At 71.6% G+C, this 17162-nt stretch carries 13 protein-coding genes; 9 read left to right on the top strand and 4 right to left on the bottom strand.

Annotated elements, in window-relative coordinates:
* Positions 1 to 22 precede the first annotated feature (22 nt).
* The 5 genes from RBJ65_RS02800 (at position 23) to RBJ65_RS02820 (ending at position 8768) form a co-directional block, all read left to right on the top strand.
* Entirely contained in the window at positions 23 to 1711 is a 1689-nt protein-coding gene (locus RBJ65_RS02800; RefSeq protein ID WP_306321027.1) for a serine/threonine-protein kinase, read from the top strand.
* Positions 1712 to 1784: 73 nt separating this feature from the next.
* Complete coding sequence (locus tag RBJ65_RS02805) at positions 1785 to 3410, top strand: serine/threonine-protein kinase (protein WP_306321028.1); 1626 nt, start codon at positions 1785 to 1787, stop codon at positions 3408 to 3410.
* 128 nt (positions 3411 to 3538) lie between these two features.
* Entirely contained in the window at positions 3539 to 5203 is a 1665-nt protein-coding gene (locus RBJ65_RS02810; protein WP_306321029.1) for a serine/threonine-protein kinase, read from the top strand.
* A gap of 132 nt (positions 5204 to 5335) precedes the next feature.
* Positions 5336 to 6964 (top strand): succinic semialdehyde dehydrogenase, encoded by a 1629-nt coding sequence (locus tag RBJ65_RS02815; RefSeq protein WP_306321030.1) that lies wholly within the window; start codon positions 5336 to 5338, stop codon positions 6962 to 6964.
* Between the two features lie 28 nt (positions 6965 to 6992).
* On the top strand, positions 6993 to 8768 hold the full coding sequence (locus tag RBJ65_RS02820; RefSeq protein ID WP_306321031.1) for a GMC family oxidoreductase N-terminal domain-containing protein: 1776 nt from the start codon (positions 6993 to 6995) through the stop codon (positions 8766 to 8768).
* Positions 8769 to 9061: 293 nt separating this feature from the next.
* On the opposite strand, the gene RBJ65_RS02825 is transcribed toward RBJ65_RS02820, so the two are convergent.
* Positions 9062 to 9328: a chorismate mutase gene (locus RBJ65_RS02825; RefSeq protein WP_306321032.1), complete on the bottom strand. Its 267-nt coding sequence runs from the start codon at positions 9326 to 9328 to the stop codon at positions 9062 to 9064.
* Positions 9329 to 9651: 323 nt separating this feature from the next.
* Here RBJ65_RS02825 and guaA point away from each other — a divergent pair, with 323 nt between their 5' ends.
* Positions 9652 to 11226 (top strand): glutamine-hydrolyzing GMP synthase, encoded by a 1575-nt coding sequence (gene guaA / locus RBJ65_RS02830; protein ID WP_306321033.1) that lies wholly within the window; start codon positions 9652 to 9654, stop codon positions 11224 to 11226.
* Between the two features lie 69 nt (positions 11227 to 11295).
* On the opposite strand, the gene RBJ65_RS02835 is transcribed toward guaA, so the two are convergent.
* Positions 11296 to 11730 carry a pyridoxamine 5'-phosphate oxidase family protein gene (locus RBJ65_RS02835; protein WP_306321034.1) on the bottom strand — a complete coding sequence of 145 codons (435 nt, stop codon included), beginning with the start codon at positions 11728 to 11730 and terminating at the stop codon, positions 11296 to 11298.
* A 119-nt stretch (positions 11731 to 11849) separates the two neighbouring features.
* Here RBJ65_RS02835 and RBJ65_RS02840 point away from each other — a divergent pair, with 119 nt between their 5' ends.
* Positions 11850 to 12641, top strand: a complete 792-nt coding sequence (locus tag RBJ65_RS02840; RefSeq protein WP_306321035.1) for a class II aldolase/adducin family protein — start codon at positions 11850 to 11852, stop codon at positions 12639 to 12641.
* Between the two features lie 22 nt (positions 12642 to 12663).
* On the opposite strand, the gene RBJ65_RS02845 is transcribed toward RBJ65_RS02840, so the two are convergent.
* The gene (locus RBJ65_RS02845) at positions 12664 to 13524 is read right to left on the bottom strand and encodes a DUF4429 domain-containing protein (protein ID WP_306321036.1); all 861 of its coding nucleotides are present in this window, start codon (positions 13522 to 13524) and stop codon (positions 12664 to 12666) included.
* Positions 13525 to 13684: 160 nt separating this feature from the next.
* On the opposite strand from RBJ65_RS02845, the gene RBJ65_RS02850 reads away from it, so the two are divergent.
* Positions 13685 to 14956, top strand: a complete 1272-nt coding sequence (locus RBJ65_RS02850) for a hypothetical protein (RefSeq protein ID WP_306321037.1) — start codon at positions 13685 to 13687, stop codon at positions 14954 to 14956.
* Between the two features lie 135 nt (positions 14957 to 15091).
* Positions 15092 to 15616: a DoxX family protein gene (locus RBJ65_RS02855; RefSeq protein ID WP_306321038.1), complete on the top strand. Its 525-nt coding sequence runs from the start codon at positions 15092 to 15094 to the stop codon at positions 15614 to 15616.
* Positions 15617 to 15829: 213 nt separating this feature from the next.
* Here RBJ65_RS02855 and RBJ65_RS02860 read toward each other — a convergent pair whose 3' ends face one another.
* Positions 15830 to 17146: a PspC domain-containing protein gene (locus tag RBJ65_RS02860; protein ID WP_306321039.1), complete on the bottom strand. Its 1317-nt coding sequence runs from the start codon at positions 17144 to 17146 to the stop codon at positions 15830 to 15832.
* Between the last annotated feature and the right edge of the window lie 16 nt (positions 17147 to 17162).

The raw sequence follows: 17162 nt of genomic DNA on the forward strand, positions 1-17162 counted from the left end.
TTTGCGGGGGAACGTGAATCAGATGCAGGGCGAGCTCCTCGCCGGACGGTATCGGCTCGGTGAATCCATAGGGCGCGGCGGCATGGGCCGCGTGTGGCGCGCGCACGACGAAGTGCTGCACCGGGCCGTCGCGGTGAAGGAGCTGACCGCCGCCCAGTGGGTGGCCGAGGCCGACCGGGCCGTCCTGCTCGCCCGTACGCAGACGGAGGCGCGGGCCGCCGCGCGCATCAACCACCCCGCCGTCGTCACCGTGCACGACGTGCTGGAGCACGACGACCGGCCGTGGATCGTCATGGAGTTGGTCGAGGGGCGGTCCCTGGCCGATGCCGTGAAGGAGGACGGGAGGGTCGCCCCGGCGGAGGCCGCGAGGATCGGGCTGTGGACCGTGCGGGCGTTGCGGGCCGCGCATGCGGCCGGGGTGCTGCATCGGGACGTGAAGCCGGGCAACGTGCTGATCGCCAGCAACGGGCAGGTCAAGCTGACGGACTTCGGCATCGCGCAGGTCGAGGGCGACTCCACCATTACGCGGACCGGGGAGATCGTCGGGTCCGTGGACTACCTCGCGCCGGAGCGGGTGCGGGGCAATGAGCCGGGGCCCGCGTCCGATCTGTGGGCGCTCGGGGCCACGTTGTACACCGCTGTGGAGGGGCTCTCGCCGTTCCGGCGCACGTCGCCGATCGCCACGATGCAGGCCGTCGTCGAGGACGAGCCGGAGGCGTTGGAGAACGCGGGGGCGATGGGGCCGGTCATCGGGGCGTTGCTCAGCAAGGAGCCGGGGGTGCGGCCGGACGCCGACGCGGTGGAGGCGATGCTGGCGGAGGCGGCGGAGGGGTGGCGGTCGAATGCGGCGCAGGCGTATGTGCCGACGCAGGTGCATGTGCCTTCGCAGTCGACCGGGAGTGTGACCGGGACGCCTGCGCCTCCTCTTACGTCGCGGGGCTCTGCCCCGGACCCCGCTGGCTCTCGTCCGACGGCGGGGCTTGATTGGGCTCAATCGCCGCCGATGGGAGCGGAGTCCGCTGTTACTCGGGCTCAGAGTGGGCCCCGGGGCGCGAGGCGGTGGCCGAAGATGGTTGCTGCTGTGGTTGTTGCCGCGCTCCTCGGCGGTGGTGGTGCGCTTGGGGCCATGTATTACCTCGATCAGCGGGACTCCGGTACCGGGACGCGGGCCACGTACGGCCAGGACCAGGATCAGGATCAGGATCAGGGCCAGGGTGGCGAGGGGGCCGGGGGGAAGGGCAGGTCCGGGGCCGTGCCCGGCAATTGGGTGCGGGTGACGGATGACGTCAATGGGTTCAGCCTCCGGCTGCCGCCCGGCTGGGAGCGGCAGGACGGCTCGCAGATCGACTACTCGCCGGACGGCGGCAAGCGGTTCCTGCGCATCGGCATCGACAAGTCCTCGGACTGGGAGGACTCGTACCAGCACCAGCTCGACCTGGAGAAGACGCTCCGCCCCAAGCTGCCCGACTACCACCGCGTGACCCTGCACGCGAACACCTACCGGGACCGGCCCGGCGCCCTCTGGGACTTCACCTGGACCGCGGGCGCGAACGACTCCACGCCCGGCCCGCGCCGCGCCATAGAGGAGACGTACGTCGCCCACGACGGCACGGAGTACGCGATCTACCTGTCCGCACCGGCCGCCGCCTGGCCGCAGGCCCGCCAGCAGTTCGACACCATCCTGAAGGGCTGGCAGCCGCCGCAGAGTTGAGGCGGGTGACGTCCCTGGCCGGAACCGTGCAGGCCGCGCTCCCCGCGAACAGGCGTGCGGCATGATGGGGCGCATGGGGACCGAGGGGGACAACGCCCGTGTGATCGCCGGGCGTTACCGGCTGGAGGCCAGAATCGGGCGCGGCGGCATGGGCGTCGTCTGGCGGGCCGCCGACACCTTGCTGGGCCGCCAGGTCGCCGTCAAGGAACTCGCCGTCGACGAAACCCTCTCGGAGGACGAGGCGGAACAGCAGCGCGAGCGGATGCTGCGCGAGGCGCGGGCCGTGGCCCAGTTACAGCACCCGAACGTGATCGTCGTGCACGACGTGGTGCTGTACGAGGGACACCCGTACATCGTCATGGACCTGGTGAACGGTGACTCGCTCGCTGATCGGATCGCCAGGGAAGGGCCCGTCGAACCCCTGGAGGCCGCGCGGATCGGGCTCGCGCTGCTCGGCGCGCTGCGCGTCGCCCACGCCGCCGGTGTGCTGCACCGGGACCTGAAGCCCGCGAACGTACTCCTGGAGTCCTCGACGGGCCGGGTTGTGCTGACCGATTTCGGGATCGCTCAGGTCGAGGGGGCCACCACGCTCACCGAGACCGGCGGGTTCGTCGGCTCGCCGGAGTACACGGCGCCGGAGCGGATGCAGGGCGAGCGGGCGGGCGTCGGGGCGGACCTGTGGTCGCTCGGGGCGCTGCTGTGTGCGGCGATGAGCGGTGAATCGCCGTTCCGCCGCGACTCGTTGGGCGGCATCCTGCACGCCGTCGTCTACGACGAGATAAGACCCCCGGAGGAGGCCGAGCCGCTGCTCCCGGTGGTCCGCGGTCTCCTCGAGCGGGACCCCGCGCGGCGGCTGAGCCTGGACGAGGCCGAGCGGCTGATGCGCGCGTACATCGCCACCGGGGCGACGCCGCAGCCCGCGATCCCCATTCCGCTCGTACCGCTGCTCTATACGCCGACGCAGCGCAACGCCCCGAAGTCGGCGGCCCGTCGGCGGCGCGGGCCATCGCCGCGGATGCTCCTGGTGGCGGCCGCGCTGTTCGCCGCGGTCGCGGGGGCCGGGATCGCCACCGCGGTGCTGCTGGCCGGTGACGACGGCAGGACGCCGACCCCGCCGCCGACGACCACCGTCTCCGCCTCGACGTCGCCCCGTACGCCGTCGGACGCCCCTTCCTCCTCCGCCTCCGGCTCGCCGAAGCCGACGCCGACCGTCACCGTGACCCGGCAGGAGACCCGTACGCCGGGTGCCAAGGTGCCGCAGGGGTATCGCACGGTCGCGGACGCCGAGGGGTTCCAACTCGCCGTGCCCGAGGGGTTCACGCGCTCCGTGGACGGTTCGCGGATCTTCTACATGTCGCCGGGCGACACGTACCGCATCGGCATCAAGGTGGGGCGCGCCCAGAGCGGCGGCCCCGGCGCCGTGCAGCGGCGCTCCGACGCCAGGGGCCCCGCCAACAACCCCGGCTACCGCGACGCCAAGGTCACCGACACCTCGCACAACGGGCACGACGCCGCGCTGTGGGAGTTCACCTGGGACGGGTTCAGCGCCGCCGAGGGCGCCCGGCACACCGTCGACCTGTGCTGGGAGGAGGGCGGCCGGCTGTACGACGTGTGGGTCTCGGCCCCCGTCGGCAAGGCGGCCCGTGCGCGCGCCCACTTCGACGCGGCCGTCGACACCTTCGCGGTGTCCGGGCGGTAGCTTTCCTGCGGCAGCCCGGCGGCAGCCTGCGGTGGCTCTCCGGGCGGCGTGGCGGGCGCGCATCAGCGTGGTCACAACTCCGTGATCCCAGTGGAACCAGCCGTACCCCGCGCGGTAGTTATGGACCCATGAGTGACAACGGGGGAGCCGCGCACGGCTCGAACGAACCCACCAGCTTCAGCCTCCAGCCGCCGCGGCCGCAGCCGCACGTGCCGCACCCGGGCAACCCGTACGCCCAGGCCGGGCCCGTGCCGCCGCAGCCCACGCAGGTGGTGCCGGAGCAGCAGGACCCGGGCGCGGGGCGGCTCGTGGCCGGGCGCTACCGGCTGCTGAGCAAGCTGGGCCACGGCGGCATGGGCACGGTGTGGCGGGCGAAGGACGAGACGGTGGACCGCGAGGTCGCGGTCAAGGAGCCGCGCCTCCCGGACCATCTGCCGGAGCGGGAGCGGGCCAACGCCTTCGAGCGGATGCGCCGCGAGGCGCGCGCCGCGGCCCGGCTCGACCACCCGGCGGTCGTGAACGTGCACGACGTCGCGGTCGAGGACGGACAGCCGTGGATCGTCATGGAGTTCGTGCAGGGCCGCTCGCTCGGCGCCGTCCTCCAGGAGGGCACGCTCGGCGTCCGCGAGGCCGCCCGCATAGGCCTGGAGGTGCTGGGCGCGCTTGAGGCCGCGCACGCCGCCGGGATCCTGCACCGCGACGTGAAGCCGGACAACGTGATGCTGGGCCGCCACGACCGCGTGATCCTCACGGACTTCGGCATCGCCCAGATCGAGGGCGAGACGAATCTGACCGATACGGGGGGCTTCGTGGGCTCTCCCGAATTCATCGCGCCCGAGCGGGTGTTGGGGCAGCGGCCGGGGCCCGCGTCCGACCTGTGGTCGCTCGGCGTCGTCCTGTACGCGGCGACCGAGGGCGTCTCCCCGTTCCGCCGCACCAACACGCCGTCCACGCTCCAGGCCGTGCTGAACGCGGCGCCGGCCGCGCCCGCCGCCGCCCAGGGCCCGCTGGCCGACGTCATCAACGGCCTGCTGCAGAAGGACCCGGCGCACCGGCCGAACGCGGGCCAGGTCCGCGTCCTGCTGGAGAAGGCCGCCGAGCCGCCCGCGCAGGCGCCCACCCAGGTCGTCCAGATCGGCTCCGCCCAGGGCGGGTTGCGGCTGAGCCGCAAGACGCTCCTCGGTATCGGCGCGGGCGTCGTGGCGGCGGCCGTCGTGGCCTATCTGGTGATCGCCAACCCGTTCGCGGGGCCGCTGCCGGACGGCTGGAAGACGCACGAGGAGGCGGCGCCGCTGAGCGGCAGTGTCGCGGTGCCCGCCTCCTACGTGCGGATCCCCGAGGACGACGAGAAGAACGTGGTCACGTACGCGGATCCCAGTGGGGCGATCGGCGTGGTGTTCAGCCGCTGGGACCGCGTGGAGGACAAGACCGAGATCTCGGGGACGGCCGACGCCGAGGCGTCCAAGGACGCGGACGACGTCAAGGACGGCTCCTTCAGCGGCACCGGGATGCCCTCGCAGTCGTCCGACACGAAGGCCACCGCGACGACGGACTACAACGCCACGTTCAAGGACCGCGACGCCGCGATCAACACCCTCACGTACGGCACGAGCGGCACCGGCACCGACTTCGACGGGGACATGCCGCGCGAGGCGAAGGCGCTCTACTACAAGAACAAGGCCGGGGACATGTACCGGCTGTGGGTCGACTATCCGGGCAAGGGAGACCTCACCGAACGCGGCCGCGAGGTCGCCGAGACCGCCTTCGCCAACCTCGACCTCAAAAACCTTTGAGTCGAAGATCGCTGGCGGCAAAGCCCTGATCAGCGGCTTTGCTGCCAGCGATCACTGGCGCGGTGTGTGCACTCGGTGAAATCTGTTACTGGGCGGTACCAAAAGCGAATCCCCAGGCTTACGCTCGCCGGTATGACGCAGTCGCAGGCCACTCCCGAGCACGTAGCCGAGCAGCCCCGCACCAACCCCGTCGCGGCCGCGCCCGAGGGCGCGCGTACGGCCGTCGACGTGGTGACGCCCGACCTGATCGCCCGCCTCACGCGGGACGTGGTCGGTTCGGGGCGGACGGCGAACCACACGCCGTTCACCGGCGAGAAGCTCGCCGACCTGCCGGAGTCGACGCCCGAGGACGTGACAGTCGCCTTCGAGCGGGCCCGCGCCGCCCAGGAGGTCTGGGCGAAGACGCCGGTCCGTAAGCGCGCCGCCGTCCTCCTGCGCTTCCACGACCTGGTGCTCGCCCGCCAGGCCGAGGTGCTCGACCTCATCCAGCTGGAGACCGGCAAGGCCCGGCTGCACGCGCACGAAGAGGTGCAGGCCGTCGCCGTCGCCTCCCGGCACTACGGCCGCAAGGCCCCCGCGTACCTGAAGCCCAAGGGGCACACGGGCGCGGTCCCGACGCTCACCAAGGTCACCGAACTGCGCCAGCCGCGCGGCGTCGTGGGCCAGATCGCCCCCTGGAACTACCCGCTGGAACTGTCGGTCGGCGACGCCCTCCCGGCCTTCGTCGCGGGCAACGCGGTCGTCATGAAGCCCGACACGGAGACCTGCCTGACGGCCCTGTGGGCGCGCGACCTGCTGATCGAGGCGGGCCTGCCGTCCGAGGTCTTCCAGGTCGTCCTCGGCGAAGGCCCGGTCGTGGGGCCCGAGTTGGTCAAGCACGCCGACTACGTCTCGTTCACCGGCTCCACCCGCACGGGCCGCGAGGTCGCGCAGGGCGCGGCGTCCCGCCTGGTCGGCGTGTCCCTCGAACTCGGCGGCAAGAACGCCATGCTGGTCCTGGAGGACGCCGACGTGGAGAAGGCCGCCGCGGGCGCCGTCCGCGCCTGCTTCTCCTCCGCCGGTCAACTGTGCATCTCCATCGAGCGGTTGTACGTCCACGAGTCGATCGCCGACGAGTTCGTGGCCCGCTTCGCCGCCCGTACGAAGGCGATGCGGCTCGGCCGCTCCCTCGCGTACGGCGCCGAGATGGGATCGCTCGTCGGGCAGCGGCAGTTGGACACGGTGACGCGGCACGTCGACGAGGCCGTCGCGAAGGGCGCCACGCTCGTCGCGGGCGGCCACGCGCGCCCGGACATCGGCCCGTACTTCTTCGAGCCGACGATCCTGGACGGCGTCGAGGCCCCGATGGCGGTCTGCGAGGAGGAGACCTTCGGTCCGGTCGTCTCGATCTACCGCTTCGGCGACGAGGACGAGGCGGTCTCGCTCGCCAACTCCACGGCGTACGGCCTGAATTCCTCGGTCTGGACGAAGAGCGCCAAGCGCGGCCACGAGGTCGCGGCCCGCCTGCGCACCGGCACCGTGAACATCAACGAGGGCTACGCCCCCGCGTACGGCAGCGTCCAGTCGCCGATGGGCGGCATGAAGCAGTCAGGACTCGGCCGCCGCCACGGCTCCGAGGGCATCCTCAAGTACACCGAGGCGCAGACCGTCGCCCACCAGCGGGTGATGCCGATGGCCCCGTCGTTCGGCATGGACGACGAGGCGTACGCGAAGTTCATGAGCGTGAGTCTGTCGGTGATGAAGAAGTTCCGCCTGAAGTAGCAACAGCCGTTCAAAGGAGAACGCACACGTGACACAGGACGGCTACGACTACGACGTCGTCATCATCGGCTCCGGCTTCGGCGGCAGCGTCTCCGCCCTCCGGCTCGCCGAAAAGGGCTACAAGGTAGGGGTGTTGGAGGCGGGCCGCCGCTTCACCCGGGAGACCCTGCCCAAGAACTCCTGGGACCTGAAGAACTACCTCTGGGCGCCGAAGCTCGGCATGTACGGCATCCAGCGCATCCATCTGCTCGGGAATGTCATGGTCCTGGCAGGCGCGGGCGTCGGCGGCGGTTCGCTGAACTACGCCAACACCCTCTACGTACCGCCGAAGCAGTTCTTCGACGACCCGCAGTGGGCGCACATCACGGACTGGAAGGACGAGCTGGGGCCGTATTACGACCAGGCCCAGCGGATGCTCGGCGTCCGCCTCAACCCGACGACGACCCCCGCCGACGTGCACCTGAAGGCGGCGGCCCAGTCGATGGGCATCGGCGACACCTTCCACATGGCGCCGGTCGGCGTCTTCTTCGGCGACGGCAAGGACGCCGAGGGCGAGTCGAGGGCCAAGCCGGGCGGGCAGGTCGAGGACCCGTACTTCGGTGGCGCGGGCCCCGCCCGCAAGGCGTGCACCGAGTGCGGCGAGTGCATGACGGGCTGCCGGCACGGCGCGAAGAACACCCTCAACGAGAACTACCTGTACCTCGCCGAGCAGGCGGGCGCGGTCGTCCACCCGATGACCTCGGTCGTCTCGGTGACCGACGACTCGCGCGGCGGCTACGCGGTCGCGACGCTGCCGACGGACGACAAGAAGGCGAAGGGCCGCACCTTCACCGCCCCCAAGGTGATCGTCGCGGCGGGCACGTACGGCACGCAGACCCTCCTGCACCGCATGAAGGCGAACGGCCAACTCCCGCACCTGTCCAAGCGCCTGGGCGAGCTGACCCGCACCAACTCCGAGGCCCTGGTCGGCTCGCAGACCACGAACCGGCGCTACAAGAAGCGGCACGGCGCCGCCAAGGTCGACTTCACCAAGGGCGTCGCGATCACGTCCTCGATCCACCCGGACGACAACACGCACATCGAGCCGGTCCGCTACGGCAAGGGCTCGAACGCGATGGGCGGCCTGTCGATCCTCCAGGTCCCGTACGCGGAGAGCTCCTCGCGGGTCGCGGGCTGGCTGGCGAACGTGGTCAAGCACCCCGGCCTGATGGTCCGTTCGCTCTCCAACCGCCGCTGGTCGGAGAAGACCATCATCGGCCTCGTCATGCAGTCCCTCGACAACTCGCTGACCACGTATCTGAAGACGGACGGCGTCGGCAAGGGCCTGCTCACCGCGCGCCAGGGCCACGGCGCCCCCAACCCGAAGCAGATCAAGGCGGCGACCGAGGGCGCCTCGGCGATCGCGGCCGAGATCAACGGCTTCGCGGGCTCGAACGTCGGCGAGCTCATGGGCACCCCGCTCACCGCCCACTTCCTCGGCGGCTGCCCCATCGGCGACAGCGCGGAGACCGGCGTGATCGACCCGTACCACCGGGTCTACGGCCACCCCGGCATCTCGGTCGTCGACGGCGCCTCCGTCACCGCGAACCTGGGCGTGAACCCGTCCCTGACGATCACGGCGCAGGCCGAGCGGGCGATGTCGTACTGGCCGAACAAGGGGGAGCCGGACGAGCGCCCGGAGGTCGGCTCGGCGTACCGGCGGCTGGCGCCCGTGGAGCCGAAGAACCCGGCGGTCCCGGACGAGGCGTTCGGCGCGCTGAAGCTGCCGTTCCTGGAGATGCCGGCGGTGCCGCCGAAGAAGTAGCCGGGACGGCGGAAGAGATGGAGTCCGGTCGGCCTCGGGCGTCCCCGAGGCCGACCGTTCTCTGGTGTGACCGGGCTGCTGTCCCCTGCCGTCCGGTCACGTGTCTGGAGCGAGGTCCCACGACGTACGGCGTGACCGTGACGTCTCAACGCTCCAGCGGAGCCACGCGTGGTTCGGTTGGCCCGCCCCTGGCTGGCACGGACACCGGGACCAACGAAGCGTGTGCCAACGGGTCACGCGCCGTATGGGTGAGGACGCAACCGAACTGAGGTGCCCTGCTGGTCGGCCGGTGGTCAGATCCGGCCCCGGCACAGTTCGAGCAGCGTCATCGCGAGCTCGGTGCCGGGCTTGCCGAGCGCGTCCCTGTAGCGGCCGAGCACTTCGTTCTCGCGCGCCAGGTTCACGCGCCGCCCGCCCGAGGCGATCCGCGCCTCCTGGACGACGGCGGAGACGGCCGTCCGTTCCTGGATGAGCCCGATGATCCGGTCGTCGAGCGCGTCGATGCGCTCGCGGGCGCCGGAGATGACGTCGGCGGTGGCGTTCTCGGTGGTGGCAGTCATGGTGGGGCTCCTTGCGGGTGGGAGGGCCCGAACCGACAACCCCCGGAAACGCCAGACGCCCCGGACCTTGTCGGCCCGGGGCGCCTGGGGAAGTCGCTTGTCAGTGACTCAAGCAACACGACCATGGCATCCGGCGGGCCGGCTGCCATAGATAAAGACGAAGGTCGTGTGCGTAAGCATGCGCCCACTATAACCACGCTCAAGCCCCGCCGTCGGACGATAGCCCGCGGGGCCCGGGGCGGAGCCCCGCGACGCCGACCACGGGTGGCACACCCGGTAGAATCGAGCACACGACCCCCCGCTACGCCGCCGGAAGGCAACCCGTGTCATCAGCGAACCCCGCCGCCCCCGACACCGTCCTGGTCGTCGACTTCGGTGCGCAGTACGCCCAGCTCATCGCCCGCCGCGTCCGTGAGGCCCGGGTCTACAGCGAGATCGTCCCGTCGACCATGCCGGTCGAGGAGATGCTCGCCAAGAACCCGGCGGCGATCATCCTCTCCGGCGGCCCCTCGTCGGTGTACGCGGAGGGCGCCCCGCGCCTGGACCGCGCGCTCTTCGAGGCCGGTGTCCCGGTCTTCGGCATGTGCTACGGCTTCCAGCTGATGGCCGAGGTCCTCGGCGGCACCGTCGACGACAACGGCGCCCGCGAGTACGGCCGCACCCCGCTGACCGTGTCGAAGGCCGACTCGACGCTCTTCGAGGGCACCCCCGCCGAGCAGCCCGTGTGGATGTCGCACGGCGACGCCTGCTCGGCCGCCCCCGAGGGCTTCGCCGTCACCGCGTCCACGGACGTCGTACCGGTCGCCGCCTTCGAGAACGACGAGAAGAAGCTGTACGGGGTCCAGTACCACCCCGAGGTCATGCACTCGACGCACGGCCAGCAGGTCCTGGAGCACTTCCTGTACCGCGGCGCCGGCATCGAGCCGAACTGGACGACCGGCAGCGTCATCGACGAGCAGGTCGCCGCGATCCGCGCCCAGGTCGGCGACAAGCGCGCGATCTGCGGCCTGTCCGGCGGCGTGGACAGCGCCGTGGCCGCCGCCCTCGTACAGAAGGCCATCGGTTCGCAGCTGACCTGCGTGTACGTCGACCACGGCCTGATGCGCAAGGGCGAGACGGAGCAGGTCGAGAAGGACTTCGTCGCCGCGACCGGCGCGAACCTCAAGGTCGTCGACGCCTCCGAGCGTTTCCTGAACGCGCTCGCCGGGGTCTGTGACCCCGAGGAGAAGCGGAAGATCATCGGCCGCGAGTTCATCCGCGTCTTCGAGCAGGCGCAGCTGGAGATCCTCCAGGAGGACGGCCCCGAGGTCGCGTTCCTGGTCCAGGGCACGCTCTACCCGGACGTCGTCGAGTCCGGCGGCGGCACCGGCACCGCGAACATCAAGTCCCACCACAACGTGGGCGGGCTCCCCGACGACATCGAGTTCCAGCTCGTCGAGCCGCTGCGCAAGCTGTTCAAGGACGAGGTCCGGATGGTCGGCGCGCAGCTCGGCCTGCCCGACGAGATCGTGCAGCGCCAGCCGTTCCCCGGTCCAGGGCTCGGCATCCGGATCGTCGGCGAGGTCACCAAGGACCGCCTCGACCTGCTCCGCGAGGCCGACGCCATCGCCCGCGAGGAGCTGACCACGGCCGGCCTCGACCGTGAGATCTGGCAGTGCCCGGTCGTCCTGCTCGCGGACGTCCGCAGCGTCGGCGTCCAGGGCGACGGCCGCACGTACGGCCACCCGATCGTGCTGCGCCCCGTCTCCTCCGAGGACGCCATGACGGCGGACTGGACGCGGATGCCGTACGACGTGCTCGCGAAGATCTCGACGCGGATCACGAACGAGGTCAAGGACGTCAACCGCGTCGTGCTCGACGTGACGAGCAAGCCGCCGGGGACGATCGAGTGGGAGTAGTCCCCGCTCTCGTACGCCAGTGAAAGTGCCGCCCGCGTTCCCGTGGGCGGCACTTTCACTTGGCCGTGCTCACGTCCGCTTCAGCGTCCGCACCCCCTCGCCCGGCGTCCACACCCGCACCACGAGGTATTTGTCGTCCTCGATGTACGTCCTGGTGACCTCGGTCAGCTCGGTGCGGAACGTCGCCGGCTCCTCGACCAGGTACGCCCGGCCGCTGATCCGGACGTCGCCGCCGCCCATCGTCATCCCCTCGCCCGGGTTCGCCTGGATCGCGAAGCGCGGGTCGCGCAGCAGGTCGCGGGCCTTGAGTGAGTCCGGCATCATGCCGAGCCTCAACTCCCCGTCCGTGAAATGGACTTCGAGGCCGCTGGTGCGCGGTGAACCGTCCTTGCGCAGGGTCGCGAGCGTGTGGTGGACGAACTGCCCGAAGCGGTCCTCGACGGTCTTGGCGAGGTCCGGTTCGGCTTCGGTGAAGGTGGCCCAGGTGGCAGCGTTCGACGTCATGCCGCGAGTCTCGCGCGCAATCCCGACGCCTCCTGTCCGGTATCCCGCGCGCATTTCGCCGCATTCTTTTCACAGCTCGGCCCTGTCACCTTGCGGTTCCCGGAGGTACCTTCCGCACCATGTCGACGCAGAACCCCGCCCCGATACCCACCGACCAGCTCCAGTTCGCGCTGCCGCCCGTGCACGAGACGTACGCCGACGAGCGCAGGCACCGCAAGGAGCGGCTCGCCGGCGCGCTCCGCATCTTCGGGCGACTCGGGTACGAGGAGGGTGTCTCGGGGCACATCACCGCCCGCGACCCGGAGTACGACGACTGCTACTGGGTCAATCCGTTCGGCGTGCCGTTCAAGCACATCACGGTCGGCGACCTCGTCCTCGCCCAGGGGGACGGGCAGGTCGTCGACGGCCGCTACCACGTGAACCAGGCCGCCTTCACGACGCACGTCGCGGTGCACCGGGCCCGCCCCGAAGTGGTGTCGGTCGCGCACTGCCACTCCAAGTACGGGCGCGCGGTGGCCGCGCTCGGCGAGCTGGTCGAGCCGATCACGCAGGAGGCCTGCGCGTTCTACGAGGACCACGCGCTGCTCGACGAGTACACGGGCGTCGGCGTGGACCCGGAGGAGGGCAAGCGGATCGCCGTGGCCCTCGGCTCGTACAAGGCGCTCGTGCTGCGCAACCACGGGCTGCTCACGGTGGGCGACTCGGTGGACGCGGCGGCCTGGTGGTTCATCGCCCTTGAGCGGGCCTGTGAGGTGCAGATCGCGACGCGTTCGGCGGGGCGGCCGATCCTGATCGACCGGCGGCAGGCGGTGGCGACCCGCGAGCAGACCGGCGCCGATCTCGTGGCGTGGATCAACTACCAGAGCCTGTGGCAGGACATCACGCGCAGCGAGCCGGATCTGCTGGCGTAACTCCTCCTCTGCGTAGGGGAGTTCATCGGAAGTCGCGCAGCACCACCCGTTTCGTCATCGCGAACTCCTCGTCCGTGAGCACGTCCTGGCGGTGCAGCTCGCCCAACTCCCGTAACCGGCGCAGCAGTACGTCGTGGTCCGGCTGGCGCGGCAGGAGCGCGGGCGTGCCGCGGGGCGCTGAGGGGTGCGGGAGGCGGGCCGTGACCGCGGCCGCGACGAGGGCGGTCAGCAGGTCCTTGCGGGCGTTGCCCCACAGGTCGAGGGCGTACGGGTCCTTCTCCGGCGGCAGCTTGGAGTACGGGGAGCCCTTGGGGACGAAGCGCAGCACCCCGTCCTCGTAGCCGGAGTTGGGCACCCACTCCACCTCGTCGAGGTCGTCGAGGGAGATGACGCGCGGGCCCGTGGCGCGCTTGACCCGGTCCGAGGTCTCGCTCCAGTCGATGCGGACGCGGCTGCCGTCGAAGGAGACGAGGCCGTCGCTGGAGCGCACCGAGATCGGGACGGCGGGTCCTGAGACGAGGTACGACTCGGCGGGGCCCGGCGGGAGTTGTTCGAGCAGCAGGGCCTGGCGGATCTCCTCGGCGACGTATTCGGCGACGCCCGAGCGGTCCGCGTCGACGGTGAGCCGGAACGGGTCGGCGGTGTCGGGGAGGCGGCCGCCGGTGGCCTGGAGCAGTGGGTCCGCGGCGTCGCGCAGGGTGAGGCGGAGGCGGCCGCGTTTGCGCTCGGGTTCGTAGGCGACGCCGGCGACGGCCGTCAGCGGCACGTCGATCTCTCCGTAGGTCTGCCGCAGCAGGGCGACCGAACGGTGCAGACCTGGGGTGATGCGGACCGTGGTCCCGTCGAAGGCCCAGGTTCCGTCACGCTGGATGATCTCGGCCATACGGAAATTCTCGCAGTGTCGTCAACACTCCGGTCAATGCGGGCGAAACTCATTCACCCGTCAGGGGTGGGCCTGTGCGACATCGCGCCCCCGGCGTGCGGCACAATTCGCTGTCAATACAGGGAAGTTGGCGACGTTGGTGAAGGTGGGGGCGGCGGCAGTGGCGGTGCAGGAAGCGCGGAACGACCGTACGGCGCACGAGGGCGGGTGCACCTGCGGAGACTGTCCGCGCGGGGCGCGCGAAGGACACCGCAGGGCCGTCGCGCGATTCGCGGCGAAGCGGGACGGGTTCGCGGCCGGTCAGGGGCTGCCCGCCGCCGTCGCGCACTCGGCGGGGGCGTCCCGGCAGTGGATCTCCGACGAACTCACCCAGTCCGCACGGGCGATGGCCGACCGCGGCCGCGAGGAGGGCACGGCCTGGTTCGAGGGCCTGTGGCCGCGCACGCTGTACGTGGTGTGGGGCGGCGCCGCCGTGCTGCTGCTGGTGCAGGCGCTCACCGCGATCGGCGGCGGCTGGACTCCCGCGCGCACGGCGGGACTTGTGGCCGCCGTGCTGGTGGGCGGCGCGCTGACGGCGGCCGGGTATCTGCACCGGGCGCGCGGCGGCGCCCTCGCGCCGGTGATCGGCGAGGACAACCGCTTGTCGACCTCGCGCGCGGTGGCGGGCGGGGTGGTTCTGCTGGTCCTTTACGCGGTCCTCGTCCTCGCCGGTGAGCTGGCGCTCGCGGCGGGGGCGGCGCGGCGCGACGCGCTGATCTCTGGCCTCGAACTCGCGCGCGGCGCCGGGCTGTTGACGGTTCTCGCCGTGGTGTGCGCGGTGGCCGTGCTCGTACGGCGGGTGGTCGGGGTGCGCGTCGGGGCGCAGCGGCTGCAGAAGCTGCGGGCGCCCCGGCCGCGCGCCGCCGACCTGCTCACCGACGATTCGGGGCGCGGCAGCTTCACCGACATCCAGTACGTCGCCGTGACCGCGGTCGCCGTCTGCTGGGCCGCCGTCCGCCTCGCCCGCCGCCCCGAGCAGCTGCCCGACCTGCCGTGGGGCCTCGCCGTCCTGGTGGTCGTGTCCGCGGCGACGTACCTCGCCGGAAAGTACGCGGAGGGCGGCCGACCGGTGATCCTCTCCGTGGTGCGGGCCCGGGAGGCCGGTGACCTGGACGCGCCGATCCGCACAGGCGACGACATCGAGATCCGCGGCGCCTACTTCGTGCCGCCGGGCGCGGGCGGGGCGGACCAGCTCGCGCGGGTCGCGGTGCGGATCGGGCCGGTCCACGTCCACGTGCCACTCGTCCCGGTCCCCGGCGGCTTCACCAACCCTGCCGACGCGCTGCTCACGGTGCCGGTTCCGGTGGAGGTGGAGCCGGGGCGGGTCGAGGTGCAGGTGATCACGGCGGCGGGCGTCGAGACGAACCGGTGCGGCATCGACGTCGCCGACTGAGGCCGCCGAACGGCCGCCGATCGGCCGTCGAACGGTCGTCGATCGGTCGTCGATCGGCTCCGGCGGTGAGCCCCGGCGGGCTCTCGTACGTATGGTCAGGTAAAGACACCAGGCGCGAGAGGCGGCGGAGCGGCTATGGCGCACGGCATGCGATCCGACCTGACCACGAACTACGGCCCGCCACCCGGCAACTGGCGCGACACCGCCCAGCGGTACGCGCTGCTGCCGCTGCGCGTCTTCCTCGGCGTCACCTTCATCTACGCCTCCCTCGACAAACTCACCGACAGCGCGTTCTTCAAGTCCGGCGGCAGTGGCTCGATCGGCGACCAGATGCGGGGCGTGCGGGACACCTCCGCGATCCCGGAACTCGTCGACCTCGCGCTGAAGTCGCCGGCCGGATTCGGCTACGCGATTGCCTTCGGCGAACTGGCGGTGGGCGTCGGCACGCTGCTCGGAGTGTTGGCGCGGCTCGCGGCGGTCGGCGGCGTGCTGATTTCGCTGAGCCTGTGGTTGACGGTGAGCTGGGCGACGGAGCCGTATTACCTCGGGAACGACTTGGCGTATCTGATGGCGTGGTTGCCGTTGGTGTTGGCGGGGGCGGCGGTGTGGTCGGTCGATGCGTGGTGGCGGGGGCGGAGGCTCAGGTCGTCCGAATATTGAGGCGGATGTCGTTACGGCCTCGGGGCTCCGCCCCGGGAGCGCAATCCCAGTACGCGCCGAACCATTCCGACGACCGCCGCCAGGCACAACCCTCCGCACACCAACGGAACCCCTACGAACCACGGCGCGTCCCACGCACCCCCCGCATCGCCGAAGTACACGACGGCCGCCGTCATCAGCACCAGTCCGGCGAGCAGCCGGCCCGGGTGGAATTCATGCCGCACGGTCCACCTCCACCTGCCCGAGCCCCACTTCCACCCGCAACTCGATCGCGGCGTCGTCCGCACCCTTCGGCTTCCCCGGAGGGACAAGCGTGACGGTCTGCTTCTGGTCCGGGCGGACGTCCACATCGCGCGAGGAGTCGCCGGGCAGCCGGATGTCCCCGACGCCGACCGTCGCCCGCAACCGCACCGTCTCGTCCGCGGGCAGCACGATCCGCGCCTTGCCCGCGCCCACGTCCACCCGCGTGGCGACGCTCTTGCCGTCGGCCACCGACACCTCGGAGAGGTCGAGCGTGCCGACACCCGAGCCCATCCCGTAACGCTCCTTCACGTCCGCGGCGCGCGCAGGCGACCAGTTGGTGCGCGCCCAGTCCGTGCTGATGTTCCCGGGCAGCGCGGCGGACGCCGTGAGCAGGCCCGCCGTGATCACCGCGAGGAGTATCGAGCCGACCCCGGTGCGGCCGCGGAAGGCGCTCACCGCGATGCCGAGGCCGAACACGGCGAGCGCGCAGGCAAGGCCGGTCTGCAGGCTGGCGCTCAGCGTGCGCTCGTCCCACGTCACGCCGGTGCCTATGCCACCCGCTATGAGCGCGCCGAGGAAGGTGAGGCCACCGATGCCACGCGGGCCACGGGGCTGCGGCGGCGCGGCGGGCCGCGCGGCGACGGGGCCGCCCCACCGGCCCTGCTGCGGTGGGCGCTCCTCGGCGCCGGGCGGGCCCCACAGGTAACCGGTGCCGCCCACGTGCGTACCGTCCTTGACGATCGGGTCGCGCCACCACGAGGGCCCGCGCGCGACCGGCGGCGCCTGCGCCTCCGGCGGCGCGTCCGCGACGGCCTGCGCGGCCACCGGGTCGGGATCGGCGGTGCGCCGCGCCCGCGACCAGTACCCGGCACCCGCGAGCAGCAGGGCGAGGACGACGGCGAAGGTGAGCGCCCCGCCGTTGTTCAGCATGGAGAGGAAGACGCCGCAGCCGACGAGCGCGGTGACTATGGCGGCGAGGCCGGGACCGTCCACCCGCCCCGTGAGGAGCTTGCGGAACTCGCTCTCGTCCTCGTCGTCGTACGGCACGAACAGCCACGCGAAGCCGTAGAAGATCAGCCCCACTCCGCCGGTCACCGAGAGCACCGACAGGCCGATGCGGAAGATCACCGGGTCCATGTCGCAGTGCCGGCCGAGCCCCGCGCACACCCCGCCCAGCGTCTTGTACCGCCGGTCCCTGCGGAATCCGCGCGGCGGCCGCGCCGCGGGCGGTTCGGGCGGCGGCACGGTGTCCGTGGTCGCCGTGTCGAGAGGGGGCTGCTCCGTCATACGTACATCGTGACGG

It is taken from the genome of Streptomyces sp. KL109B, from assembly GCF_030766935.1.
In the GTDB taxonomy this organism is placed as follows: domain Bacteria; phylum Actinomycetota; class Actinomycetes; order Streptomycetales; family Streptomycetaceae; genus Streptomyces.